This is a genomic window from Streptomyces sp. SID5643, from assembly GCF_009872555.1.
Taxonomy (GTDB): Bacteria; Actinomycetota; Actinomycetes; order Streptomycetales; family Streptomycetaceae; genus Streptomyces; species Streptomyces iakyrus.
Genome location: NZ_WWIC01000022.1, coordinates 12007 through 35828 on the forward strand (window position 1 = coordinate 12007; position 23822 = coordinate 35828).

Here is a 23822-nt window from a genome sequence, read left to right on the forward strand (position 1 = left end):
AAATTCGAACAGGCGTATCATTGTGTCGTGGCTACGACCTATGACTTTCCGAGTGACCTCCTGGCCGGTCAGGAGGAACTCCATCAGGTCCGGGCCGAGCTGTCGGCCCTGCTGAAGCGGCTTCCCTGGTCGGTGGAGCCGCTGGACGGCTTCAGCGACGACAACGGCTGGCGCAAGGTGGAACGCCCCGCCTCGCCCGGCTGGAGCGCCGACGAACAGGCCGAAGTGGAGAAGCTCCGGCAGCGCGAGCACGAACTGGCGGTGTTCGTCAGCACCCACCGCTACTGGTCCGAACTCGCCGGCCCCGAGCGGGTGGCGGCCCGCTCGGGGCTGAAGCACGCGCACGAGGTTCCACCGGAGGAGACCGGCGGAACCTCGTGACGCCCTACGGGATCAACCCTTGTCGCCCAGCATCCCGTTCATCTCGCGGATCTCGGCCTGCTGGGCCGTGACGATGTCACCGGCCATGGCCTTGGCGGGGCCGTAGCGGCCCTTGCTCTGCTCGGTCCGGGCCATCTCCACGGCCCCCTCGTGGTGTTCGACCATCAGGGTCAGGAACTGGTGGTCGAAGGCCTTGCCCGTCAGCTTCTCCAGCGCGGCCATGTCCTTCTCGTCCATCATCCCGGGCATGCCGGAGTGGCCCGACGCGGAGTGGTCCATGCCGCCGCCCGCCCGGGGCAGGTCCTCGCCCCAGGTCTTCAGCCAGCCGGTCATGGTCCGGATCTCCGGATCCTGCGCCTTCTCGATCCGCCGGGCCAGGTCCTTGACCGCCCCGGAGGAGGCCCGGCCGCCGGCCAGCCGCGCCATCTCCAGCGCCTGCTGGTGGTGCGGGATCATGCCCTGCGCGAAGGTGACGTCCTGGGGGTTGTGGGCACCGTCGGCGGACGGGGTCCCGGTGGGTCCGTGACTTCCGGCGTCGCCATGCCCGGCACCGCCCGCGGCACGGTCGGCGCCGTCACCGCCGCACGCGGCGAGGACGACGGCCGCGGCCCCCGTGGCCGCCACCAGGGCGGCGCGGCGCGCCAGGATACGAATGCTGTTGCTCATGCGTGAACTCCTGCTTCTGCAAAGAACTGAGGATGTCGGACACGACGGAGCACCACGCCGTTCCGCGCACAGGTCGGTGCCGGCCGGCGTGATGGGGTGTGTCTAAATCCGCAGAAGCTGGAGCTCGGCCAGGGAAGGCGGGGCCCGGGCACCATCCGAATCCACGACCGCATACGCCCGAACGGCGCTCTCGCCCGCGACCCCGGGGACCGGGTCGGGAACCAGCGGGGGCAGCACCGGCCCCCCGCCCACGGCACCGGACGCACAGGTCGCGTCGGCGTGCCGCCCATGCGGGTCAACACAGTGCAGGTACGGCATGACGTGGGTCGTCGACACGGAGGCCGGGGCCGTCTGGGCCTGATGCCCCTGCATCACATGCGCCCGCTGAGAAGGACCGCCCCCGGGTGCCAGCCCGTGCATCCCCAGCAACCCCGCCAACAGCCCCAGCACGCCCAGCACATACCACCGCCGCAGGGCGGGTCGCTGAGCACGCTGGGCGGGGCTGTTCACGTGCTCATCGTAGGGGGCGGGCCCTGAGGGCGAGGGAAGAGGGGCCTCCAGCACGGGGCCGAACGCGCGCGGGGCGACAGTCGGAGAGGCCCCCCGGGAACATCCCGGGGGGCCTCTCACCTGCTCCTCAGTACCGTGGGCGCGGACGGTTTCGAACCGCCGACATCCTGCTTGTAAGGCAGGCGCTCTACCCCTGAGCTACGCACCCGGCTCCCGGGCCACGTGCCCAGGACGAGTCGACAGCCTACATGGCCCGGGGCACGGTCCGGCAAACCCGTATCGCGGGAGCGTCCGGGTGCCGCACCTGGGGTTAACCCCACCGTTGATCCGGGAGCGGCCCGGATCCCCCCGCGGGCCCCGGATCCATACGGTCGTAGAGCGCACCGGAGCGCCCGTCGTCCGTCCAGGGGGAGACCGTCATGACCGCACGCACAGCCACCGCCCGCGCCACCGTCCGCGCCACCGCCCTCACCGGTGCCGTCGTCGTGCTCGTCGCCGGGCTCAGCGCCTGCGGGGCGTCCGCCGGGGACGACACGGACCCCGACCGCCGGTCCTTCGGCCTCCAGGGCCGCACCCTCAACGTCGACTCGGACGACTCGGCCCTGGAGATCGTCGCCTCCGACGAGAACCCGGCCGGCAAGATCGAGGTCACCCGGTGGTTCCAGGGCTCGGTCGTCGTCGGGAAGGAGCCCAAGGTGACCTGGGCCATGCGCGACGACCGTCTGGTGCTGCGCCTGAAGTGCTCCGGCATGGTCGCCGACTGCGCGGCCAAGCACCGCATCGAGGTCCCCCGCGGCATCACCGTCAAGGTCCGGGACGGCGACGGCACGGTCCACGCCCGGGGCTTCCGGGACCCCCTGAACATCCGCACCGGCGACGGATCCGTCCGCGTCACCGACACCACCGGCCCCGTGGAGGTGCGCACCGGCGACGGATCCATCCGCGTCAGCGGCACCAGCGGTCCGCTGCGGATGCGCACGGGCGACGGATCCATCCGCGCGAACGTCTCCTCCCGCGACGTCCGCACCCACACCGGCGACGGTTCGGTCCGCCTCGAACTCGGTGCCGTGCCGGACCGTGTCGAGTCCCGCAGCAGCGACGGCTCCGTGACCATCGCACTGCCCCGGGCCGCCTACCGCGTGACCACCGAGACCGGTGACGGCGGCGTCGACGTGTCCGTGCCCCGCGACGAGAGCAGCGCCCACCGGGTGTCCGCCCACACCGGCGACGGCAGCGTGACGGTGCGAACAGTGAACTGAACGGCCCGTGTGTTCGTCCTCTACCGGTGGGAGAATGACACCGGGCAGGGTGGACCACAGCACGGGAGAGGGATGTGACGGCGACACCAGGACAGCCGGACTCGCCGTCGGTGCCGCGCGCCCGCCGTCCGCGCCGCCGCACCCCCCGCGCCCCCGGGCCGCTGCGCGACACACTCGTCCTTGCCGCGCTCCCGCTGCTGGCCGCGCCGGCCCTGGCCGCCGCCTTCGCGGGCGGGGGCACCCGGCGCTGGTTCGGCGGCCGGGCCGAGAACCAGCGGGCCGAGGCCCAGGCCGCGAAGGACGCCGCCGCCGCGGCCTTCTACGAGCTCGACACCGCCCAGCGCGACCTGCGCATCTCGATCGAGACGATCACCGCCGTCGACGACTCCCCCGCCGCCCGGCGGGCCGTCGCCGACTTCGACGCACTGGGCCGGCGGATCGACGAGGCCAGTCACCGGTACATCAACGCCGTCGACGCCCACGATCTCGACCGCGATGACCTGGAGGCCTCCGCCGCGTCCCGCGCCCGCGGCGAGCTGACCGCCGCCAAGGAGGAACTCGGCCGGGTCAAGCAGGAGCTCGACCGGTTCACCGACGGTCTCGGCCCGCTCCTCGGCAAGGCGGAGACCCAGCTGGCCCGTCTCGCCCCCGCCGTCGAACGCGCCCGCCAGGCCCTGCTCGCCGCCTCCAACGCGCTGGACGCCGTACGGACGTCGGGGCTCAGGGCGGACGACCTCGCCGCCCGGCTCGCCGCCCTCTCCCCGGAGCTGACCAAGCTGAACCAGGGCGCCGGGCAGCACGGCGTGCCGCAGACCCTGGAGCGGGCGGAGCGGGTCACCCGCGAGGCCGAGGCGGTCCGTGTGGAGGCCGAGCGGCTGCCGGACCGCGCCGCCGAGATCGACCACCGGCTCGTCTCCCTGCGCACCCGCGCCCAGGCCCTCACCACCCGCTCCGAGCAGGTGGAACCCATCCTGAGCGAACTCCGGCGCCGCTTCACCGCCGCCTGCTGGCAGGACCTCCAGCACGTTCCGCAGACGGCCGCCGAGAACGTCCGCCAGGCGGAGACGAGACTGGCCGAGGCCCGCACCGCCCGCGGCGAACAGCGCTGGGCCGACGCGACGGCCCTGCTGTCGACCGTACGGGCCCTGCTGAACAACACCGACGAGGCCGTGTCGGCCGCCGGGGACCGCCTGCACCGCCTGAACGCCGTGCAGAAGGACCCCCAGCAGGAGATCGACCGCACCCGCTTCGCCATCCGCGACGCCCAGCGCCTCGCCATGGCCGGCCGCAACACCCCCGACCCGCGCCACGCCCGCCCCCTGGACGACGCCGTGGCCCGCCTGGACCGCGCCGTCGCCGGCCTCGAAGGCCGCCACCCCGACTACTGGCACTTCCTCACGGAGACGGAGGCGATCCGGCGGTCGGTGGCCCGGGTGGTGGACGGGATCCGCGAGGAGCGGGGAGCCGGGCACTGAGCCCGGCCCCCGTCCGGACTCAGGTGCGGTAGGCGTAGTAGTACGCGTTCGGGTACGACGCGACGATGCTCGCCACCGACCTGCGCAGGGTGTTGGTGGAGTGGTAGGTCAGGTACGGCACCCCGCCGCTCTTGAACGAGACGATCATGGTGTGGTCCTTGGACCCGTCCTTGTCGAAGTCCATCTGGAGGACGTCGCCGACCTCCATCTGGTAGACGTTGGCGAGCGGCGTGGTCCGCTTGGAGTTCTGGGCGAACCAGGACCACTCGTTCACGCCGATGAACGAGTGCGACTGGATGTCGGCGTTGCCGAACCACCTGGTGTAGTCGTACACGTAGCCGGGGACGTGCTTCCAGCCGCCCGCCTTCAGGGACTGGCTGACGAAGTTGGTGCAGTCGCCGCCGGCACCGCGGCCGCTGAAGTCCGGGTAGTCCTTGTTGTAGGCGTTCCAGTGCTTCTCGGCGTAGGCCGCCATGGCCTTGTAGTCGTACGTGGTGCCGGTCTTCGGGGCGGCGGCCGGGTTGCGGGTGGTCGCCGCGCGCGGGGCGTTCGGCATGGTGTCGGCGGCGGCGGCCGGCTTGACGGGGGCCGGCTTGGACAGCGTGTTCACCGCGAGACCGCCCTGGTCGGCGTCGCGGATGCCGGTCAGCCGCCAGTCGCCCCGCCGGTCGGCCGTGAAGGTCAGTTCGTGCCGGGCCTGGAAGCCGGTGGTCTTCGGCGCGTTGCCGCGGGTCCGGGCGTAGGTCAGGGTCGTGGTCTCGGTGACCTCGGCCTTGGCCGTACGGCCCGTCACCCGCGTGGCGTTCAGGGTGACGGTGGTGCTGGCGTCGCGGTACGTCTCGCCGGCCTCGGCCAGCTTCTCCTTGCGCTGCCCCAGCGCGGACCGGGTCGCGTCCTCGGTGCGGGCGGTGCCGGAGGACAGCGCGACGTCGCCGGAGAAGCCGTCGGTCAGCGGCTTGTCCGCGTCGTCCCGCCCGCCGTCGACCAGGGCGTTGGTGCGGTCGGTGAAGACCGCGTCGGCCAGCCGCTGGAAGGTGGCCTTCGTCCGCGCGTCCACCGTCGGATCGTCGCTGACCGCCGCGCCGGCGCTCCAGTTGGGCAGCAGGGCGACTCCGGCGATGACCGAGGTGGCCGCGGCGCCGACTATCGTGACGCGACGTCGCGTCCCGCTCAATTTCCGTGATGTCACTGGTGTTTCCCCTCTTGCCCCGGCCAAGGGTTGCCGGGGTAGGAGATCTTTGCATGGAATGTGCGGCTGCTGTGAAGGGTGTTGCGCCGGTTGTTTTCGGCCCTGATCACTTCACGACCGTCGACCAGTCGGGGGACTGTGCGGGGTCAAGGCCGCGGAGCCGTTGCAGGGTTGCGGGCTTCTGCACGTCGAGCCAGTCGGCCAGTTCCCTGAAGGACACGCACTTGACGTCCTTCTTCGTGCACATGGCCTTGACGACGCGGTCGACGGCCCGCATGTAGATGCCGCCGTTCCAGTCCTCGAAGTGGTTGCCGATGAACAGCGGGGCCCGGCTGCCGTAGTACACGCGGTTGAAGCCGGACATGTAGGAGGCGACGGTCTGTTCCTCCCACTGGGGGTAGTTCGCAGGGTCGCCCTCGGTCTCGCCCTCGGACTGGTTGTAGAGGAAGTTGAAGTCCATCGACAGGCCCTGGTACTTGCCGCCCTCGTAAGGGAGCATCTGGAGCGGGAAGTCCCATATGCCGTTCTTCTTGCGGGGCCATATCTGGAAGTCGCCCGCGGAGCTGGCGTCGTAGCGCCACTTGTAGTCCTTGGCGGCCGTCAGCAGGTTCTCCTGGCCCTCCAGGCAGGGCGCCCGGCCGCCGGTGACCTCCTTCCTGAAGTCGAACGGCAGCGGGTCGAGGTCCCGGAAGCCGGTGTTGGTCTTCCACTTCTCGGCGAAGTCGTAGAACTGGTCGATCTCGCTCTTCCACTCCGCGACGCTCCAGTCGCCGCCGCCCTTCTCGCCGCAGAAGTGGCCGTTGAAGTGGGTGCCTATCTCGTTGCCGCCCTGCCAGGCCTTGCCGAGCTGCTCCAGCGTGGTGCGTATGTGCTCGTCGGTGGCGAAGCTGATCGCCGCCGAGCCCCTGGAGTGCTGGGGCGGGTCGTAGAGGTCCTTCTTGCTCTTGGGCACGAGGTAGATGCCCGTGAGGAAGAAGGTCATGTGGGCGTCGTACTCCTCGGCCAGCTCCCGGTAGTGCGAGAAGAGCCCGTCGTCGCCCTGGAGCGCGCCGTCCCAGGAGAACACGACGAACTGGGGCGGCTTCTGGCCCGGCTTGAGCGGCACCGGCTTCAACTGGTCCTTCGGGGGGCCGGTGTAGGAGGTGGAGCCGTCCCCCAGGACCTTCGTCCTGCCGTCCCACTCGGGTTCCCGGTCCCGCTTCGCGGCGGGCTCCTTGCCGCTGTCGGAGGAGGCGGTCGGGGCGGTGGTGTCCGAGCCGGTCAGGATCAGATATCCCGCGACCAGGGACGCGACGACGAGGAGTGCCGCCAGGGCCAGGATCCCCGGGGGCGCGCTGCGGCGGGAGGCACGGGGTCGTCGGCGGCGGCCGGAGGGCGATTTCATGCGCGGCTCATTCTGCGAAGGGGGGTGGGGGGACGGGGCGGTGCCGGGCGCGGGGTCAGCCGATGCCCCGGGCACCGGACCAGATGCGGTACGGGACGCTGTTCCCCGGGGAGCCCGCGATTCCGTTCAGCGGGAGGGGTTCGAGGCTCTTGCCGAGGTCGATGCGGTAGGCCACCACGGCCGTCGACACGGAGTGGGCCGTGCCGACGTACCAGGCGGCGGTGTCGTTCTGCGTGGTGCCGGCCTTCCCGGCCACCGTGACGCCCGGGTCCACACCCGGGCGGGCGGTGCGGAAGGCGTCCGTGAGGGCGGCCTGGACCGCGGCGGCCACACTCGCCTTCACCGCGCGCCGGGAGGCGGGCTTCGTCAGCGCGACCCCGGAGCCGTTGCGGGTGATGCGGGACACCGAGTACGGCTCGACGTGCTTGCCTGCGGCGGCGAACGTGGCGTAGCCGCTGGCCATGCGGATCGCGCTGGGCGTGGCACTGCCCAGGGACATCGCGGGCACCTGGGGCCCGAAGCTGGAGGGCAGCAGTCCGGCCCGCTGGGCGGTGGCCCGCACCCGGTCCAGGCCGGTGTCCATGCCGAGCTGCATGAACGGCGTGTTCACCGACAGGGCGAGCGCCCGGCCCAGGCCGATCCGCCCGTAGGACTTCCTGCCGTCGTTGTGGGAGGTGACCTGCTTGCCGCCGCGGTCCCAGTAGGGGCCCTCGGGTGTCCGGACGGCGATGCCGTCGTCCCCGTCGTACAGCGTCTGCGGGGTGACCGCGGTCGCGGCGCCGTCCCGGGTCTTGCGCACGCCGTTCTCCAGGGCGGCGGCGTAGACGAAGGGCAGGAAGGCCGAACCGGCGGGCACGGTGGTCGCGTTCGACTCGTTGTAGCCCTGGGTGCGGTGGTCGGGGCCGCCGTGGACGGCGAGGATCCGCCCGTCGGTGGCCACCGAGGAGGCGCCGAAGTGCAGGGACTTCGCCTTGGCCGCGTCCTTCTTCCGCGCCTGCTTGCGGGCCTCGGCTACGGCGTCGGTGAGCGCGCTCTCCTGCTTGCGGTCGAAGGTCGTGTAGATCTGGAAGCCGCCGAAGTCGAACTCCTTGTCCGAGAGGTTCGCCGCCTTCTTGGCGTACCGGGCGGCCAGTTCCACGAGGTAGTCGCTCTGCTTGCCGGTGTCGAACCCGGGCGCCCGCTTGAGCGGTTCGGGGAACGTCGTGTACCGGGCCCGCTCGGCCTTCGACAGGGTGCCGACGTCGGCCATGCGGTCGAGGATCCAGGACCAGCGCTCCACCGCCCGGTCGTGGTTGGCCTCGCTCAGGGCCGGGTCGTAGAGCCCCGCGCCCTTGAGGAGGCAGGCGAGGAAGGCGGCCTCGCTGACGTCGAGGTCGCCGACGTCCTTGCCGTAGTAGGCCTGGGCGGCGCGCTGGATGCCGTAGGTGCCCCGGCCGAACCAGCTCGTGTTGAGGTAGCCCTCCAGGATGTCGTCCTTGCTCATCTGGTTGTCGAGCTTGAGGGCGAGCATGGCCTCGGTGAACTTGCGGCCGACCGAACGGTCCTGGTTGAGGTAGACGTTCTTGACGTACTGCTGGGTGATGGTGGAGCCGCCCTGGGTGTCCCCCCGGCCGACGGTCCGCCACAGGGCGCGGGCGAGGCCGCTGGCGGATATTCCGGGGTCGCTGTAGAAGCTCGCGTTCTCCGCCGCCAGGACCGCGTCGCGGACGTCCTCCGGGATGTCCTTGAGCGGCATCGCCTGCCGCCGCACCCAGCCGGTGCGGGCCATGGGCGTCCCGTCGGACCAGAAGTAGACGTTGTCCTGCTGGGTGGCGTACGAGTTGAGGTTCTCCGGGATGTCGGTGGCGGCGTAGACGGAGCCGAGGAGGACGACGGTCAGGCCGGTGCACGCCAGCGCGGCGCCGAGCCACTGCCGCCAGGAGGGTGCCCAGCGCCGCCATCCGGCGCGGTCGGCGTGCGGGTAGCGGGGCCGCAGGCGGCGGGCGTCGGACGCGACGCGGGCGACGAGCCGCGTCAGCCCGGGGGCCGCCGCGGGCAGACGGGACAGGGCGGAGGCACGGGGGGCCTTGCGCCGACGGCGCGATGGGCCTCGCCCGCGGCCCTCCGGCGCCGTGCCGGAGGACGGCGGTCCCGCGCTGCCGGTGGCGGCCGGTTCGACGGCGCGCAACATCATGGTCTCGTCCGCGTTCGGGGAAGCGGGGACCTTCAACTGCATGGTCTCGTCCGGTTCCCGCCCAGCCTTGGACACGGCTGCGTCTCCCTCCCGCTCACGGTGATGCTCGCGCGGAAGGACATGGCTGCCGTGATCGACGGCAGCGAGCCCTCACGTTCCCCCGCCCTTACGGCTTCTCGCGGCGTTCGAAATTTACCAGCGGCCTTTACAGTTCCTCCACACCGGTACGGCAAGAGTGATCAAACGGAATCCGGAGAGGCGGCACTTCTGCCGTCGCGGATTAACCTGTCCTCATGCCTCGCTACGAGTACCGCTGCCGGACCTGCGGCGACACCTTCGAACTCAGCCGTCCCATGGCGGCGTCCTCCGACCCCGCGGCCTGCCCTTCCGGCCATGAGGACACGGTGAAGCTCCTCTCCACCGTCGCGGTGGGAGGCTCGGCCTCCGCCCCGGCTGCGGCGCCCCGCGCGGGCGGCGGCGGGGGCGGCTGCTGCGGAGGGGGCTGCTGCGGCTGACGCCGCTCCCGGGATTTCCTCAGGAGTCCTTCAGCTTCGGTTCCCTAACGTGGCGGCATGACAGCCATCGCAGCGGACGCCGGACCGCAGTGGGTCAATGACCTGATGGACGCGCTGGGCGCGCCGGGAGCCGGTCTCGCCATCGCCCTGGAGAACCTGTTCCCGCCGCTGCCCAGCGAGGTGATCCTGCCGCTGGCCGGGTTCGCCGCGAGCAGCGGCCGGATGAGCCTGCTCGCCGTCCTGCTGTGGACGACGGCCGGCTCGGTGATCGGCGCACTCGCGCTGTACGGGATCGGCGCGCTGCTCGGCCGTGACCGGACGGTGGCGATCGCGGGCCGGCTGCCGCTGGTGAAGGTCTCGGACATCGAGAAGACCGAGGCGTGGTTCCTGAAGCACGGCACCAAGGCCGTGTTCTTCGGCCGGATGATCCCGATCTTCCGCAGCCTGATCTCCGTGCCGGCGGGCGTGGAGCGCATGCGCCTGCCGGTGTTCCTGGGCCTGACCACCCTGGGCAGCGCGATCTGGAACACGGTCTTCGTCCTCGCGGGCTACTTCCTCGGTGCCAACTGGCACCAGGTCTCGGACATCGTCTCGACCTACTCGAAGGTGGTCCTGGCGGTGGCGGCCGTGGCGGTGGTGGTCTTCATCGCCGTACGGCTCCGGCGACGCCCTGAAGGGGCACGGGGCCGTGTCGATCAGCGGCTCCGCCGCGGGGCGCGAGAGACCACCACGCAGCCGCACCCGCACGACGACCAGGACACCCGAGTCCTCAGGCGCCCCGTACTGCCCCCAGAAACTCCCGCAGGATCCGCTCACCGGCGAGGACACCCCGGTCGGGAAGCGCCCTGAGCGAGGGAGCCGTGAACCCGCTGTCGGCCAGCTCCCCGTGCCCCGGCCGCCACCCCCGGTCCGCCGCGAGCAGCAGATCGGCATCGAGCAGCGAGTCCCCCGCGGCCAGCATCAGGTCGGCCCCGGTCCGCCGGGCGACCTCCCGCATCGCCGCGCTCTTGGTGAGCGGCTTGGGCACGGCGTAGATCTTGCGGCCCTGCAGGGACACCGTCCAGCCGCGGTTCTCCGCCCACACCGCGAGTTCCTTCACCCAGTCCTCGTCGAGCAGCTCGCGCTCGACGACGAGGTAGGCGAACAGGTCGTCGGCGACGCGGTGCTTGCGCACCCAGACCGGGTCGGCGGCCCTGAGCAGGTGCTCCTGCACCTCGGCGAGCGGCGCGCACTGGTCGGCCAGCCGCGCGGTGACCTGCGCGTGCCAGTCGGGGTCGGAGACGCCGTCGACCATGAGGTGGCCGCCGTTCGCGCAGATCGCGTACGTGGGCTCCGGGCCCGGCAGGTTGATGCGCTGGTACTGCTTGCGCGTCCGGGTCGTCGTCGGCACGAAGACGGCCGCGTCGCCCAGGTCGGTGAGGAGCCGGGCCGCCGTCTCCGTCATGTACGACAGCGGCTTGCTCTCGTGCACCTCCACGCACAGCAGCCGGGGGGCCCGCGCGTCCGGCATGGTGAGCGCCAGGGCTGCGGCGGAGTAGATCAGGGTGCGATCGAGGTCGCTCGCGACGAGGACGGGCATCAGACCGACACCGCCTTGCCGTCGGAGCCGGTCGCGCCCCGGGTGTACTTGGGGTGGATCAGGCCGACGCAGGTGTAGGGCAGTCCGTCGACCTCCTCGACGGGCACCCCGCGCTGCTCGGCCAGCAGGCGCACGTGGTCCAGGTCGCTGCCCGCCCCGGCCCGTGCCAGGACCTTCCAGGGCACGCGGCGGAGCATGACCCGGGTGGTCTCGCCGACGCCGGGCTTGACGAGGTTCACGTCGTGGACGGCGTACTCCTCGCTGATGCGCTCGACGGCGGCCCAGCCGTCCCAGGTGGGTGAGCGGTCGGTCGCGAGCAGTTCCTTGGCCTGGGCGCAGGCGGCGTCGGTGACCTCCGGGAAGCGGGCGGACACGGCGTCCAGGAAGGCCACCGAGACGTCGGTGCCGGCGAGTTCGCGGTAGAACTTCGCGCCGTGGAAGTCGTGCGGCCCGACGAGGTCCGCGCGCAGCACGGTCCGCGAGATCAGGCCGGAGACGGTGGAGTTGAGGCAGGCGGAGGGGATGAGGAAGTCCTCGCGGGTGCCGTAGGTGCGGACGCAGGAGCCCGGGTCGGCCAGGACCGCGATCTCCGGGCTGAAGCCGGTGATGCCGTCGGTTCTCTCGAACTCCTCCAGGGCCTGGGCGAGTTCGCGGGTGATGGCGCCCTTGCCGGTCCAGCCGTCGACGAAGACGACGTCCCGGGGGTCGTGGTGCCGGGCGAGCCAGCGCAGCGCGTTGGCGTCGATGCCCCGGCCGCGGACGATCGACACGGCGTAGTGCGGCAGGTCCAGTCCGTGCCGGTGCTGCGCCCAGCGGCGCATGAGGATGCCGACGGGCGTCCCGGCCCGGGCCAGGGAGACCAGCACGGGACGCGGCGACCGCTCCGCGATGACCGTCTCGGTGACGACACCGACCGCCTGGGCGATCCGGGCCGCCGACTCCTCCAGCGCGGCGTGGAACAGCTCCTGGTACTGCTCGCTGGGCTGGTACTCCACGGGCAGCGACTCGGCGTAGTGCGCGCCGCCGCTCTGGATCGCCTCCTCGCGCTCCTCGGTCGGCGCCTCCAGCGTCACGTCCGAGAGGTCCTGGAGCAGCCAGCCGACCTCCTCGGGCGCGTACGAGGAGAAGGCGGGGCCGCGGAGGGGCTCGGGCAGCATGGAGGGCCTTTCGGGGGCGTACGACGGTATGACGGCGAGGAGGACCCGGGGGGTGTGGGCGGCGAGGCGGGCCAGCAGACCGTCGGGCGCGTGCAGGGCGGGGGTGTCCCCGGCCGAGTCGACGACCGCGACGACGGCGTCGAAGCCGGCGCCCGCGACGTTGTAGGCGTAGCGCTCGCCGGGGCCGTCGGCGGGGTCGTCGTGGGCGGGGAAGGCGAGGCGGGTGCGTATCGCGTAGCCCGGGTCGTCGACGGCCAGGACGGGTGAGCGGGTGGTGGTGGAGTAGCGGACCTCGATACCGGTGGTCCGTTCCAGCTCGCGGGCCAGCCTGAGCGGGGCGTACATCAGCTCTTCGAAGCCGAGGATGTGAACGCGGCGGGCCCCCTGGGGCAGCGCGTCCGCCAGGCGGCGGGCCATCGCCGGGAGGGCGTCCTCCAGGCGCTCTCGGTGCGCGGGCGTGAACCCGTGCCGGGCGCCGTCCGGCAGGTCGGCGGGCCAGTGCAGGTCGATGCGGTCGTAGTCCGGCTGCGGGCCGGTGGGGGCTGGTCGCGCAGTTCCCCGCGCCCCTGAAAGGGGCGCGGGGAACTGAGAAGCAGCCGCCTCGTACCGCGCCACCAGCTCCTGCCCCTTCTCCAGCACCCCCTCGGGCAGCCGCACGGTCCCCGAAGCCGCCGCGACCAGATCCACCCGCGCGCCGATCTCCCGCGCGAACGCCTCCAGCCGCCCGGCGTCGGCCGACGACCGCATGTCGACCAGCGCGACCACGACGTACCTCCGCCGCGGATACCGCCCATGAAGGTCACGGACAGTGTTCAGCACCGTGTTGCCCGTGGAGAACTCGTCGTCGACCAGGACCAGCGGCCCGTCCCCGGCGAGCAGCGCGGGATCCTCCGGCAGCAGCAGGTGGGACGTCGCGTGGGAGTGGGACTCCTCGAAGCCGCCGGCCGGGGCGACACCGGCGACCGGGCGGCGGGTGGAGTGCAGGTAGGGCGCCAGGCCCAGCCCGTCGGCGACGGAGTGGCCGAGGCCGGTCGCGGTCTCGGCGTAGCCGAGGACGACGGCCCTGCGGGCCTCGTCGTCGCCCAGCAGGTCCCGCACCCGGCGGCCGAGCTCGACCCCGTAGCCGTACACCACGGACGGCGACTGCGGCACGTGCTTGCCCAGGACGTTCGACACCAGCAGGTGGGCCCGCTTGGGGTTGCGGCGCAGCGCCAGCCCCAGCAGGCCGGTCAGCCGGCCGTCACCGGCGAGCCCGACACCGAGCCGCTCGGCGACCCAGCTGCCGGACCAGACGCCGTCCGCGTCGTCACGCACCTCGCGGTGCTCCCCCTCGTTCACTGCCTTCTCCATGAACCTTCGCATCCTCGGAAACCGTGCGGTCAGGCCGGCAGTCCCGCCGCCAGCAGTTCCACGAAGCCGATGTCCTGGTTCGCCACGCCGAAAACCTCGGCCCGCAGCAGGGTCCGTTCGGCCCAGGCGCGGTGCGGCTTCACCTCGTTCATCTTGTTCGTGTACGCCGATCTCAGCACACCCCCGCCGCCGCGCTCGGGGCGCAGGATGTCATGGGCGTCGGTGAACTCCTCGTGGCTGACGACCGACAGCGCGTGCACCGGCAGCACGTGCGAGGGGTGGATGCAGGTCTTGCCCAGCAGTCCGTTGGCGTGGTCCAGGGAGATCTCCCTCAGCAGCCCGTCCATGGCGTGCTCAATCAGCTTCTCGCGCAGCTCGGCGGCCTGCACCTCCAGGAAGGGGCTCTGCCGCAGCAACGGCTTGAACATGCGCTCCTGGACCCGGAAGTACTCCCACACCGGTCCCGTGACCGTGAAGCCGGTCCCGTCGGCGCGGCCCAGCATGTTCACCACGTCGGCGATCACGGAGGCGACGATCTGCACGTCGTAGGCCGTCATGTCGGGGCCTCTGCGCAGCCCGTAGGAGGAGCAGAAGTCCGTCACGCCGAGGCGCAGGGCGAGGACGCGGTCGCGGTACTTGTCGATGGCCCGGGAGATGCCCTCCAGGGTCTCCACGCGCGACTCCCGGTAGAGCAGCTCCGGGGACTCCAGCACGGGCATGGCGAAAAGGCGACGGCCGCTTTCGGCCTCGGCGGTGGCCAGGGCCTCCAGGAAGGGGATGCCACGTTCCTCGGTGAACTTGGGCAGGACGAACCCGGACAGCAGCCGGACGGCGGGACCGAGGCGTCGTACCAGGTCGGGGATCTGCTCGGGGACGCGGACCCGGATGAACAGCAGCGGCGGGTCGGCGTCCGGCAGGGCGGCGAGGGCGGTGAGCTGGCGGACGAGGTTCTCCTCGCCGGGGCCGACGTCCGCGTCGTCGATCGAGTCCTCCAGGCACAGCACCATCGAGACCACACCGCGCCCGGCCTGCTTGAGGACGTCGTCGGCCAGGCGTGGCCGGGTGGCGGGGCTGTACAGCGTGGCGCCCAGGGCGGCCGCGAGCAGCCGGGCCGGGGAGTCCGGGGTGAAGGCGCACGGCTCGCGGAAGAAGAGACCCTTCCGTACCTCAGGGGCGACGTGCCCGAAATGACGCATGGAACTCCCCCGTGGTGGTGATGCGACCTGCGAATCGATGCAAGGTGGCCGGTAATAGTACGTAGATGTCCATGTCACAGGTTCCCATGAGGCATGAACTTCAGGTAACGCGGGCAATCACAGCCAGTACCCGGCCATGACGAAGGTAGTCCGCGACAGCCGTCGGCGCCGCTCGCGACCGCGCCCCCGCGTTGTCGTGAGCAGGACCGAGAGGGCAGGATGACCGCATGACGCACGCCATGCTGAAGGGGTCGAACGTCCCGCTGGAAGCCACCACGGTGCGCGCCGTGCTGCGCTGGACACCGGGGCAGGGGGTTCCGGACGTCGACGCCTCCGCGCTGCTCCTCGGCCCCGACGGTCGTGTGCGCTCCGACGAGGACTTCGTCTTCTACAACCAGCCCCGGCACCCGGCCGGAAAGGTGTGGCGGCTCGGCAAGAAGCGGGTCGCCGAGGGCCTGACCGACACGATCCAGACAGATCTCACCGGTGTCGAGTCCGGGGTCAGCCGGATTCTGCTGGTCGCATCGGCGGACGGCGTGACGTTCGACCGCGTGCGGGAGCTGCGCATCCTGCTGTACGACGCGGCGGACACCGGCAGCGAGGCGCTGGCGTACTTCGACGTCACCCCGGAGACGGGCGAGGAGACCGCGCTGATCTGCGGCGAGCTGTACCGGCGCGGGGAGGGCTGGAAGTTCCGGGCGCTGGGCGAGGGCTACTCGAACGGGCTGAAGGGTCTCGCGACCGACTTCGGCATCTCGGTGGACGAGTCGGAGGCGGCGGCTGAGGAGGCGACCACGACGGTCCCCGCTCCCCCCACCACGAACACGGCCGCGCAGCCGACGACGGCGGGCGCCTCCGCGCAGTCCCCCGAGGTCTCCGTGCCGCTGCCCCCGGAGCAGCCGGCCGCGGCGCCCGGCCGGCCCGGCTACGGATATCCGCCGCCGCAGCAGCCGCCGGCGACGCAGCCGGCCTACGGCTACCCGCAGACCACCGGCCGGCCGGCGTACGGCTACCCCCAGGCACCGGCAGCGGCGGGTGCCGCGGGGGCGCCGACCGGCTACGGCTACCCGCCGGCGGTCACCGCGGCCCCCGACCCGGACTTCCGGCTGCCCCCGCAGGGCCCGCAGTTCGTCGGGCGCTGAGCAGAGCTGTGGGGTGGGGCCCGTCAGGGCTTCGCGGTCAGCGGTCGACCTTGGTCTTGTAGCCCCGCCCCCACTGCAATCCCCACCCGTAGAGCCGGTCGAGCTCGGCCTGGAAGCCGTAGACGAACTTCGCCTCGCGGCGGACGACGATCTCGTTCTTCACCTTCTCGATCATGACGACGGCGCAGGAGCGGGCCTGCGGCTGGCGTTCGTCGAGGTGGATCTCGATGCGGGGGCCGTTGCTCGGGTAGAGGGTGACGATGGCGTGGGCGCGGTCGAAGGCGGGCGTCTGGTCGTAGATGTAGACGAACACCAGCAGCCGCTTGATGCTGTCGCGGTGGTCGAGGTTGATGTACATCGTCTCGCCGGACGCGGAGCCGAAGCGGTCGTCGCCGCTGAGTTTGACGTACGGCGCGGCGTTGGTGTCCCCGAAGTAGCCGCCGAGGGGCTGGACGACGCCCTTGCTGCCGTCCTGGAGTTCGTAGAGGCAGCCGAGGTCGAGGTCGACGTTGACCATGCTCTGGCTGTGGCCGACGACCTCGGGGGGCTTGAGGGCCCGGAAGGGGTGGCGCAGCAGGCTCTCGCGCTGGGAGCCGCCGAAGTCGGAAGTGCGCATCCGCCAGCTCAGGTTGACGCGCAGATGGCCGGTGGCCGCGCCCTGTTTGGTCAGTGATATCTGCGCACGCCGCTTGGTCAGCTCGATCGCGTTGGTCGACGCGTCGCCCGAGTCGAACTGCGCCTCGCGCCCACGCCGAAGTCCGTCGAACAGGCCCATTCCGCCCCCACGTTCACTCGGAGACCGCAGGTCATCACCGTACCCACGGCCCATGACGACCGGCGGGGCGGCCACCGAGGAGCCCTCGGTGGCCGCCCCGCACAGAGCGTTCCTCTCCTGGAGGGATGTCACACCCCGGACGGGACCTCAGTCTTCGAGTCCGAGCCGGCGTCCCCCTCGGCCGCCGCGATGGCGCGGTTGCGGCGTACGGAGGACCAGAAGGAGGCACCGATCAGGACGACGCCGATGAGACCGGTGATGATCTCGTTGATCTCGTACCGGATGGTGACGAGCAGGATCGCGGCGAGCGCGCCGATGGCGTAGTGCGCGCCGTGCTCCAGGTAGACGTAGTCGTCGAGGGTGCCCTGGCGGACCAGGTAGACCGTCAGCGACCGGACGTACATGGCGCCGATGCCGAGGCCGAGGGCCATCAGCACGATGTCGTTGGTGATGGCGAAGGCGCCGATCACGCCGTCGAAGGAGAAGGACGCGTCCAGGACCTCCAGGTAGAGGAACATGAAGAACGCGGCCTTGCCGGCCACGACGACCGCGGACTTGGGCTTGCCCTCGCGCGCGGCCTTCTCCTCGGCCTCGTGCTCACGCTCCTCCTCCTCTTCGAGCTTGTCCTCGAAGTAGCCGGAGAGGCCGCCGACGATCATGTAGGTGATCAGACCGCCGATGCCGGAGAGCAGGACGGTCTCCGCCTTGTCGACGTGGGTGCCGCCGTGCTGGTGGGCGTGGGTCGCGAAGGTCATCGCCGAGATCAGCAGGACGATCAGCGCGATGCAGACCGACAGCATGTCGACCTTGCCGAGCTTGGCCAGCGGGCGCTCCAGCCAGCCGAGCCACTTGATGTCCCGGTCCTCGAAGATGAAGTCGAGGAAGATCATCAACAGGAACATGCCACCGAACGCGGCGATCGCCGGGTGCGCGTCGGTGACCAGCTGCTGGTACTGGTCCTTGTCGGTGAGCGCGAGATCGACGGCCTCGATCGGCCCGAGCTGGGCGCTGATCGCGACGATCACGACCGGGAAGACGAGCCGCATGCCGAAGACGGCGATCAGGATGCCGATCGTGAGGAAGATCTTCTGCCAGAAGGCACTCATCTTCTTCAGGATCCCGGCGTTGACCACCGCATTGTCGAAGGACAGCGAGATCTCGAGGACGGACAGGATCGCTACGACACCGAACGCGGTCCACCCTCCGTAGAAGACCGCTGCGACCAGGCCGAGCGCGGTGACCGCGAACGACCACCCGAAGGTTTTCAGAACCACTGGCTACCCAATCGTGTGTGTACGGGGCTCCCCCGCGCCGTACCCGGCTTTACGAAACTTTGAAGCCGAAGTCTAGTCGTCCCCCCTCAGCACCCCAGTGGGCCCCGGTTTTTGCTCATAACGCGTTATGAGACGTTGACCCCGAAGTCCAGTGCGATGCCCCGCAGCCCCGACGCGTACCCCTGGCCCACGGCCCTGAACTTCCATTCGCCCTGATAGCGATAGAGCTCGCCGAAGATCATCGCGGTTTCCGTGGAGGCGTCCTCGCTGAGGTCGTAGCGGGCGAGCTCCTGGCCGTCGGCCTGGTTGACGACGCGGATGAAGGCGTTGCTGACCTGGCCGAAGGTCTGGCCGCGCTCGTCGGCCATGTGGATCGAGACGGGAAACACGATCTTGTCGCACTGCGGCGGCACCTTGGGCAGGTCGATCAGGAGCGACTCGTCGTCGCCGTCGCCCTCGCCGGTGAGGTTGTCGCCGGTGTGCTCGACCGAGCCGTCCGGGCTCTTGAGCTGGTTGTAGAAGACGAACCATTCGTCCCCGAGCACGCGCCCGCTGCTGCACATCAGAGCGCTGGCGTCGAGGTCGAAGGGCGCTCCGGTGGTGGAGCGCGCGTCCCAGCCGAGCCCGACCAGCACCTGAGTGAGGTTCGGCGCGGCCTTGGACAGGGAGACATTGCCCCCCTTGGCGAGCGTGACGCCCATGATGCTGTCCCTCCCCTTGGGGCCACAGGCCCGGTGGTGTCACTGAGGTGGTCCTGCACGTCCGGCGCCGCACGTAAACCGTGCGGCGCCGGACAAGAAGACCTCCGGGCCCTGTCGCCAGGGCCCGCGCGGTGATGGTTCAGACGTTCACGCCGAAGTCCTGCGCAATGCCGCGCAGGCCCGAGGCGTAGCCCTGGCCGATGGCGCGGAACTTCCACTCCGCGCCGTGCCGGTAGAGCTCACCGAAGACCATGGCGGTCTCGGTGGAGGCGTCCTCGCTCAGGTCGTACCGGGCGATCTCGGCGCCGCCCGCCTGGTTCACGACGCGGATGAACGCGTTGCGCACCTGGCCGAAGGACTGCTGGCGGGTCTCGGCGTCGTAGATCGAGACCGGGAAGACGATCTTTTCCACGTCGGCCGGGACGGTGGCGAGGTTGACCTTGATCTGCTCGTCGTCGCCCTCGCCCTCACCGGTGAGGTTGTCACCGGTGTGCTCCACGGAGCCGTCCGGGGTCTTGAGGTTGTTGAAGAAGATGAAGTGCTGGTCGTTGCCGACCTTGCCGGAGTTGTTCAGCAGCAGCGCGCTGGCGTCCAGGTCGAAGTCCGTGCCGGTCGTGGTGCGGACGTCCCACCCCAGACCGATGATGACCGCGGTCAGGCCCGGCGCCTCCTTGGTCAGCGATACGTTGCCGCCCTTGCTGAGGCTGACTCCCACGAGTCCTCCATTGGTGTCCAGGGGCGGGATGCCCCGTTGTGCTCGGATGTCGGGTCAACGAGTCGATCCTAGTGACGGGTTCCCGCCCCACCCAGGCCCTGAAGCCTGGAATTCGGCGGGTGTCGGGCGCATGCCGCCCGACCGGGTCACAGGGAGTCGAGCGCCTTCACGTAGTCGTTCAGGTCGCGCGCGTCCGGCAGGCCGTTGACGACGGTCCACCGCACGACGCCCTCCTTGTCGATGACGAAGGTGCCGCGCACGGCGCAGCCCTTGTCCTCGTCGAAGACGCCGTAGGCGCGCGAGACGTTGCCGTGTGGCCAGAAGTCGGACAGCAGCGGGTACTCCAGGCCCTCCTGCTCGGCGAAGACGCGCAGGGTGTGGATGGAGTCGTTGGAGACGGCGAGCAGCTCGGTGTCGCGGTCGGAGAACTGCGGCAGGTTGTCGCGCAGCTCGCACAGCTCGCCGGTGCACACCCCGGTGAAGGCGAAGGGGTAGAAGAGCAGCACCACGTTCTTGCGGCCCCGGAAGTCGGACAGCCGCACGGCCGCGCCGTGGTTGTCCTTGAGCTCGAAGTCGGGGGCCTTCTCGCCGACCTGGATCGCCATCGCGTGGGTGTCCCTTCTCGGTCTTCTCGGGTGGGACCACCCTACGCAGGCACCGGCGCAGGCCGATGGGCGGGCCGACGAACGCCGGCCCGCCCGCCGTACGACTACCGCTTGGACTTGGCGGCCTTGGGCGTGGCCAGCCGGCTGCCGCTCCAGTCCTTGCCGACGCTGACGCTCTTGGACGCCGTCAGACCCGCCGTGGTGGCGGCTTCCGAGATGTCGCTCGGCTCCACGTACCCCGAACGGCCGGTCTTCGGCGTCAGGAGCAGGATCGCGCCGCCCTCTTCGATGTACGTGGTGGCATCCACCAGCGCATCCGTCAGGTCGCCGTCGTCGTCACGGAACCACAGCACAACGGCATCGGCCACGTCGTCGTAGTCCTCGTCCACCAGGTCGGCCTCGATGATGCCCTCGATGGCCTTGCGGAGCTCCTGGTCCACGTCGTCGTCGTAGCCGATCTCCTGGACCACCTGCCCGGGCTGGAACCCCAGCCTGGCGGCAGGGTTCGTCCGCTCCTCCGCGTGGTCCGCGGTCGCGCTCACGGGTTGCCTCCTGATCATGTCTTGGGAATAACTCAGCCACGCGCGTGCGCGAAGCATTGGCCGTAGTCCACACGGGCGGGGCGGATCGCGCAAGTACCCGGCCGTTCAGACCGCCGAAACGGTGACGATCCTGGCCGTGTCGCCGCAACTCCTGGCACACCATCATGGTCCGAGGTGACGCACACCACACCTTTCTGCCCCGTTTGGGCGTTTGGGAATCGTCTGTGGGTACGAGACTCGAAGGTATTCGCCCCATACGTCACGGAGTCGATCTCACGTCTGGGTTACCGCTCGGTAGAGATGACGTTTCCCGGCCCTGAGGTGGACCATGGACAGCGGCGCGCCCCCCAGCGACGACGCCCCGGCGACGACAGCGAAACAGCGGCCCTCGCAGGCCCTCTGACAGGTAAGGAACAGCGTGGCTTCCGCATCCGATCGCAACCCGATCATCATTGGCGGCCTTCCGAGTCAGGTTCCTGACTTCGATCCCGAAGAGACGCAGGAGTGGCTCGACTCCCTCGACGCCGCCGTCGACGAGCGCGGCCGCGAGCGGGCCCGCTACCTGATGCTGCGGCTGATCGAACGGGCCCGTGAGAAGCGCGTGGCCGTGCCGGAGATGCGCAGCACGGACTACGTCAACACCATCCCCACCAAGAGCGAGCCGTTCTTCCCGGGCAACGAGGACATCGAGCGCAAGGTCCTCAACGCCACCCGGTGGAACGCCGCGGTGATGGTCTCCCGGGCCCAGCGCCCGGGCATCGGCGTCGGCGGCCACATCGCCACGTTCGCGTCCTCCGCCTCCCTCTACGACGTCGGCTTCAACCACTTCTTCCGCGGCAAGGACGACGGCCTCGGCGGCGACCAGGTCTTCTTCCAGGGCCACGCCTCGCCGGGCATCTACGCCCGCGCCTTCCTGCTGGACCGGCTCAGCGAGCAGCACCTGGACGGCTTCCGCCAGGAGAAGTCCAAGGCCCCGTACGCGCTGTCGTCGTACCCGCACCCGCGGTCGATGCCGGACTTCTGGGAGTTCCCGACGGTGTCGATGGGCCTCGGCCCGATCGGCGCGATCTACCAGGCGCGGATGAACCGCTACATGGAGGCGCGCGGGATCGCCGACACCTCCAAGTCGCACGTCTGGGCGTTCCTGGGCGACGGGGAGATGGACGAGCCGGAGTCGCTGGGCCAGCTGTCCATCGCCGCCCGCGAGGGCCTGGACAACCTCACGTTCGTCGTCAACTGCAACCTCCAGCGCCTCGACGGCCCGGTGCGCGGCAACGGGAAGATCATCCAGGAGCTGGAGTCGATCTTCCGCGGCGCCGGCTGGAACGTGATCAAGCTGGTCTGGGACCGCAGCTGGGACCCGCTGCTCGCCCAGGACCGCGACGGCGTGCTGGTCAACCGGATGAACACCACGCCGGACGGGCAGTTCCAGACGTACGCCACGGAGACCGGCGCGTACATCCGCGACCACTTCTTCGGCGACGACCACCGCCTGCGCGCGATGGTCGAGGGCATGACCGACGACCAGATCCTGCACTTGGGCCGCGGCGGTCACGACCACAAGAAGATCTTCGCGGCGTACAAGGCGGCCGTGGAGCACAAGGGCCAGCCGACGGTGATCCTCGCCAAGACGATCAAGGGCTGGACCCTCGGCCCGAACTTCGAGGGCCGCAACGCCACGCACCAGATGAAGAAGCTGACGGTCGACGACCTCAAGCGCTTCCGCGACCGTCTGCACCTGCCGATCCCGGACAAGGAGCTGGAGTCCGGCGTGCCGCCGTACTACCACCCGGGCCGGGACTCGGAGGAGATCCAGTACATGCACGACCGCCGCAAGGGGCTCGGCGGGTACGTCCCCACGCGCGTGGTCCGCTCCAAGCCGCTGCCGCTGCCCGAGGACAAGACGTACGCGACCGTGAAGAAGGGCTCGGGCCACCAGTCCATCGCGACGACGATGGCCTTCGTCCGGCTCCTGAAGGACCTCATGCGGGACAAGGAGATCGGCAAGCGGTTCGTGCTGATCGCGCCCGACGAGTACCGCACCTTCGGCATGGACTCGTTCTTCCCGAGTGCGAAGATCTACAACCCGCTCGGCCAGCAGTACGAGTCGGTCGACCGCGACCTGCTGCTCGCCTACAAGGAGGCGCCGAACGGCCAGATGCTGCACGACGGCATCTCGGAGGCGGGCTGCACGGCGTCGCTCATCGCCGCCGGCTCGGCCTACGCCACCCACGGCGAGCCGCTCATCCCGGTCTACGTCTTCTACTCGATGTTCGGTTTCCAGCGCACCGGCGACCAGTTCTGGCAGATGGCCGACCAGCTGGCGCGCGGATTCGTCCTGGGCGCGACCGCCGGCCGTACGACCCTGACCGGCGAGGGCCTCCAGCACGCGGACGGCCACTCCCAGCTGCTGGCCTCCACGAACCCGGGCTGCGTCGCCTACGACCCGGCGTTCGGCTTCGAGATCGCCCACATCGTCAAGGACGGCCTGCGCCGGATGTACGGCTCCTCCGAGGAGCACCCGCACGGCGAGGACGTCTTCTACTACCTGACCGTCTACAACGAGCCGATCCAGCACCCCGCCGAGCCCGAGAACGTGGACGTCGACGGCATCCTCAAGGGCCTCTACCGGTTCAGCGAGGGCACGGCCGGTGAGATCCCGGCGCAGGTCCTGGCGTCCGGCGTCGCGCTGCCCTGGGCGATCGAGGCGCAGAAGATCCTGGCCGAGGACTGGAACGTCAAGGCGGACGTCTGGTCGGCGACCTCCTGGAACGAGCTGCGCAACGAGGCCGTGGCGTGCGAGGCGCACAACCTGCTGCACCCCGAGGAAGAGCAGCGGGTGCCGTACGTGACGCGCAAGCTCGCGGGCGCGGAGGGTCCGGTCGTGGCCGTGTCCGACTGGATGCGGGCGGTTCCGGACCAGATCGCGCGCTGGGTGCCGCAGACGTACCAGTCGCTCGGCGCGGACGGCTTCGGCTTCGCCGACACGCGGGGCGCCGCCCGGCGGTTCTTCCACATCGACGCGCAGTCGATCGTGGTGGGCGTGCTGACCGAGCTGGCCCGTGAGGGCAAGGTCGACCGCTCCGTGCTCAAGCAGGCCATCGACCGCTACCAGCTGCTCGACGTGTCGGCCGCCGACCCGGGAGCGGCGGGCGGCGACGCGTAGGACGCCGAGGGCGGTTCCGTGGGGCGGCACCCTGGAGGTGCCGCCCCACGCGTTTCCTACCATGCTTC

The 23822-nt window shown here is 70.6% G+C and carries 21 protein-coding genes and 1 tRNA gene; 7 read left to right on the forward strand and 15 right to left on the reverse strand.

Annotated features, from left to right (window positions below; all coding sequences use genetic code 11):
• The first annotated feature begins 27 nt into the window (after window positions 1–27).
• A complete protein-coding gene (locus tag GTY56_RS02460; RefSeq protein ID WP_161361993.1) occupies window positions 28–381 on the forward strand; it encodes a DUF8825 domain-containing protein in 354 nt (117 codons plus the stop codon).
• Window positions 382–393: 12 nt separating this feature from the next.
• Here GTY56_RS02460 and GTY56_RS02465 read toward each other — a convergent pair whose 3' ends face one another.
• The 3 genes from GTY56_RS02465 to GTY56_RS02470 form a co-directional block, all read right to left on the reverse strand.
• Window positions 394–1047 (reverse strand): DUF305 domain-containing protein, encoded by a 654-nt coding sequence (locus GTY56_RS02465; RefSeq protein WP_161361995.1) that lies wholly within the window; start codon window positions 1045–1047, stop codon window positions 394–396.
• 102 nt (window positions 1048–1149) lie between these two features.
• Complete coding sequence (locus GTY56_RS41480; RefSeq protein WP_524540067.1) at window positions 1150–1677, reverse strand: DUF6153 family protein; 528 nt, start codon at window positions 1675–1677, stop codon at window positions 1150–1152.
• 16 nt (window positions 1678–1693) lie between these two features.
• Window positions 1694–1765 (reverse strand) — tRNA-Val (locus tag GTY56_RS02470).
• A gap of 211 nt (window positions 1766–1976) precedes the next feature.
• Here GTY56_RS02470 and GTY56_RS02475 point away from each other — a divergent pair.
• Complete coding sequence (locus GTY56_RS02475) at window positions 1977–2816, forward strand: DUF4097 family beta strand repeat-containing protein (protein WP_161361997.1); 840 nt, start codon at window positions 1977–1979, stop codon at window positions 2814–2816.
• Window positions 2817–2890: 74 nt separating this feature from the next.
• Window positions 2891–4291 carry a hypothetical protein gene (locus GTY56_RS02480; protein ID WP_161361999.1) on the forward strand — a complete coding sequence of 467 codons (1401 nt, stop codon included), beginning with the start codon at window positions 2891–2893 and terminating at the stop codon, window positions 4289–4291.
• 19 nt (window positions 4292–4310) lie between these two features.
• Here the strand turns inward: GTY56_RS02480 and GTY56_RS02485 are convergent, their stop codons facing one another.
• The 3 genes from GTY56_RS02485 to GTY56_RS02495 form a co-directional block, all read right to left on the reverse strand.
• Window positions 4311–5465, reverse strand: a complete 1155-nt coding sequence (locus tag GTY56_RS02485) for an amidase domain-containing protein (RefSeq protein WP_202509635.1) — start codon at window positions 5463–5465, stop codon at window positions 4311–4313.
• Between the two features lie 121 nt (window positions 5466–5586).
• A complete protein-coding gene (locus tag GTY56_RS02490; protein WP_161362002.1) occupies window positions 5587–6864 on the reverse strand; it encodes a polysaccharide deacetylase family protein in 1278 nt (425 codons plus the stop codon).
• Between the two features lie 55 nt (window positions 6865–6919).
• The gene (locus GTY56_RS02495) at window positions 6920–9079 is read right to left on the reverse strand and encodes a transglycosylase domain-containing protein (protein WP_161362087.1); all 2160 of its coding nucleotides are present in this window, start codon (window positions 9077–9079) and stop codon (window positions 6920–6922) included.
• Between the two features lie 251 nt (window positions 9080–9330).
• On the opposite strand from GTY56_RS02495, the gene GTY56_RS02500 reads away from it, so the two are divergent.
• Together GTY56_RS02500 and GTY56_RS02505 are read left to right on the forward strand one after the other, a co-directional pair.
• A complete protein-coding gene (locus GTY56_RS02500; RefSeq protein ID WP_161362004.1) occupies window positions 9331–9552 on the forward strand; it encodes an FmdB family zinc ribbon protein in 222 nt (73 codons plus the stop codon).
• 57 nt (window positions 9553–9609) lie between these two features.
• Window positions 9610–10401 (forward strand): DedA family protein, encoded by a 792-nt coding sequence (locus tag GTY56_RS02505; RefSeq protein WP_161362007.1) that lies wholly within the window; start codon window positions 9610–9612, stop codon window positions 10399–10401.
• Here the strand turns inward: GTY56_RS02505 and GTY56_RS02510 are convergent.
• From GTY56_RS02510 to GTY56_RS02530, 3 genes are read right to left on the reverse strand one after another with little or no spacing between them, the layout of a single operon-like run.
• Complete coding sequence (locus tag GTY56_RS02510) at window positions 10322–11131, reverse strand: HAD family hydrolase (protein WP_161362009.1); 810 nt, start codon at window positions 11129–11131, stop codon at window positions 10322–10324. The two genes, GTY56_RS02505 and GTY56_RS02510, sit on opposite strands and share 80 nt — an antisense overlap.
• Window positions 11131–13638 carry a phosphoribosyltransferase gene (locus GTY56_RS39755; protein ID WP_202509636.1) on the reverse strand — a complete coding sequence of 836 codons (2508 nt, stop codon included), beginning with the start codon at window positions 13636–13638 and terminating at the stop codon, window positions 11131–11133. Before GTY56_RS39755 ends, GTY56_RS02510 begins: the two co-directional genes overlap by 1 nt.
• A 29-nt stretch (window positions 13639–13667) precedes the next feature.
• Window positions 13668–14834 (reverse strand): HpcH/HpaI aldolase/citrate lyase family protein, encoded by a 1167-nt coding sequence (locus GTY56_RS02530; protein WP_161362015.1) that lies wholly within the window; start codon window positions 14832–14834, stop codon window positions 13668–13670.
• Between the two features lie 227 nt (window positions 14835–15061).
• Here GTY56_RS02530 and GTY56_RS02535 point away from each other — a divergent pair, with 227 nt between their 5' ends.
• Window positions 15062–15976, forward strand: coding sequence for a TerD family protein (locus GTY56_RS02535; protein WP_161362016.1), 915 nt, complete (start codon window positions 15062–15064; stop codon window positions 15974–15976).
• A 37-nt stretch (window positions 15977–16013) separates the two neighbouring features.
• Here GTY56_RS02535 and GTY56_RS02540 read toward each other — a convergent pair whose 3' ends face one another.
• From GTY56_RS02540 to GTY56_RS02565, 6 genes are all read right to left on the reverse strand, one after another.
• Window positions 16014–16751, reverse strand: a complete 738-nt coding sequence (locus GTY56_RS02540; protein WP_033306114.1) for a TerD family protein — start codon at window positions 16749–16751, stop codon at window positions 16014–16016.
• A 128-nt stretch (window positions 16752–16879) separates the two neighbouring features.
• Entirely contained in the window at window positions 16880–18025 is a 1146-nt protein-coding gene (locus GTY56_RS02545) for a DUF475 domain-containing protein (RefSeq protein WP_161362018.1), read from the reverse strand.
• A 125-nt stretch (window positions 18026–18150) separates the two neighbouring features.
• Window positions 18151–18726: a TerD family protein gene (locus GTY56_RS02550; protein WP_062926617.1), complete on the reverse strand. Its 576-nt coding sequence runs from the start codon at window positions 18724–18726 to the stop codon at window positions 18151–18153.
• A 139-nt stretch (window positions 18727–18865) separates the two neighbouring features.
• Window positions 18866–19441, reverse strand: coding sequence for a TerD family protein (locus GTY56_RS02555; RefSeq protein WP_031131329.1), 576 nt, complete (start codon window positions 19439–19441; stop codon window positions 18866–18868).
• Window positions 19442–19587: 146 nt separating this feature from the next.
• Window positions 19588–20046, reverse strand: coding sequence for a peroxiredoxin (locus GTY56_RS02560; protein ID WP_161362020.1), 459 nt, complete (start codon window positions 20044–20046; stop codon window positions 19588–19590).
• A 104-nt stretch (window positions 20047–20150) separates the two neighbouring features.
• Window positions 20151–20588, reverse strand: coding sequence for a DUF3052 domain-containing protein (locus GTY56_RS02565; RefSeq protein WP_062926619.1), 438 nt, complete (start codon window positions 20586–20588; stop codon window positions 20151–20153).
• Window positions 20589–21006: 418 nt separating this feature from the next.
• Between GTY56_RS02565 and aceE the strand changes: the two genes are divergently transcribed.
• Complete coding sequence (aceE, locus tag GTY56_RS02570) at window positions 21007–23754, forward strand: pyruvate dehydrogenase (acetyl-transferring), homodimeric type (protein WP_161362022.1); 2748 nt, start codon at window positions 21007–21009, stop codon at window positions 23752–23754.
• The last annotated feature ends 68 nt before the right edge of the window (window positions 23755–23822 follow it).

Excerpts from the sequence above, each read along its gene's own strand:
- GTY56_RS02490 (WP_161362002.1), bottom strand. The coding sequence starts at position 6,864 with ATGAAATCGCCCTCCGGCCGCCGCCGACGACCCCGTGCCTCCCGCCGC.
- GTY56_RS02505 (WP_161362007.1), top strand. The coding sequence starts at position 9,610 with ATGACAGCCATCGCAGCGGACGCCGGACCGCAGTGGGTCAATGACCTG.
- GTY56_RS02500 (WP_161362004.1), top strand. The coding sequence starts at position 9,331 with ATGCCTCGCTACGAGTACCGCTGCCGGACCTGCGGCGACACCTTCGAA.
- GTY56_RS02535 (WP_161362016.1), top strand. The coding sequence starts at position 15,062 with ATGACGCACGCCATGCTGAAGGGGTCGAACGTCCCGCTGGAAGCCACC.
- GTY56_RS39755 (WP_202509636.1), bottom strand. The coding sequence starts at position 13,638 with ATGGAGAAGGCAGTGAACGAGGGGGAGCACCGCGAGGTGCGTGACGAC.
- GTY56_RS02560 (WP_161362020.1), bottom strand. The coding sequence starts at position 20,046 with ATGGCGATCCAGGTCGGCGAGAAGGCCCCCGACTTCGAGCTCAAGGAC.
- GTY56_RS02475 (WP_161361997.1), top strand. The coding sequence starts at position 1,977 with ATGACCGCACGCACAGCCACCGCCCGCGCCACCGTCCGCGCCACCGCC.
- GTY56_RS02510 (WP_161362009.1), bottom strand. The coding sequence starts at position 11,131 with ATGCCCGTCCTCGTCGCGAGCGACCTCGATCGCACCCTGATCTACTCC.
- GTY56_RS02495 (WP_161362087.1), bottom strand. The coding sequence starts at position 9,079 with ATGCAGTTGAAGGTCCCCGCTTCCCCGAACGCGGACGAGACCATGATG.
- GTY56_RS02540 (WP_033306114.1), bottom strand. The coding sequence starts at position 16,751 with ATGGGCCTGTTCGACGGACTTCGGCGTGGGCGCGAGGCGCAGTTCGAC.
- GTY56_RS02530 (WP_161362015.1), bottom strand. The coding sequence starts at position 14,834 with ATGCGTCATTTCGGGCACGTCGCCCCTGAGGTACGGAAGGGTCTCTTC.
- GTY56_RS02550 (WP_062926617.1), bottom strand. The coding sequence starts at position 18,726 with ATGGGCGTCACGCTCGCCAAGGGGGGCAATGTCTCCCTGTCCAAGGCC.
- GTY56_RS02465 (WP_161361995.1), bottom strand. The coding sequence starts at position 1,047 with ATGAGCAACAGCATTCGTATCCTGGCGCGCCGCGCCGCCCTGGTGGCG.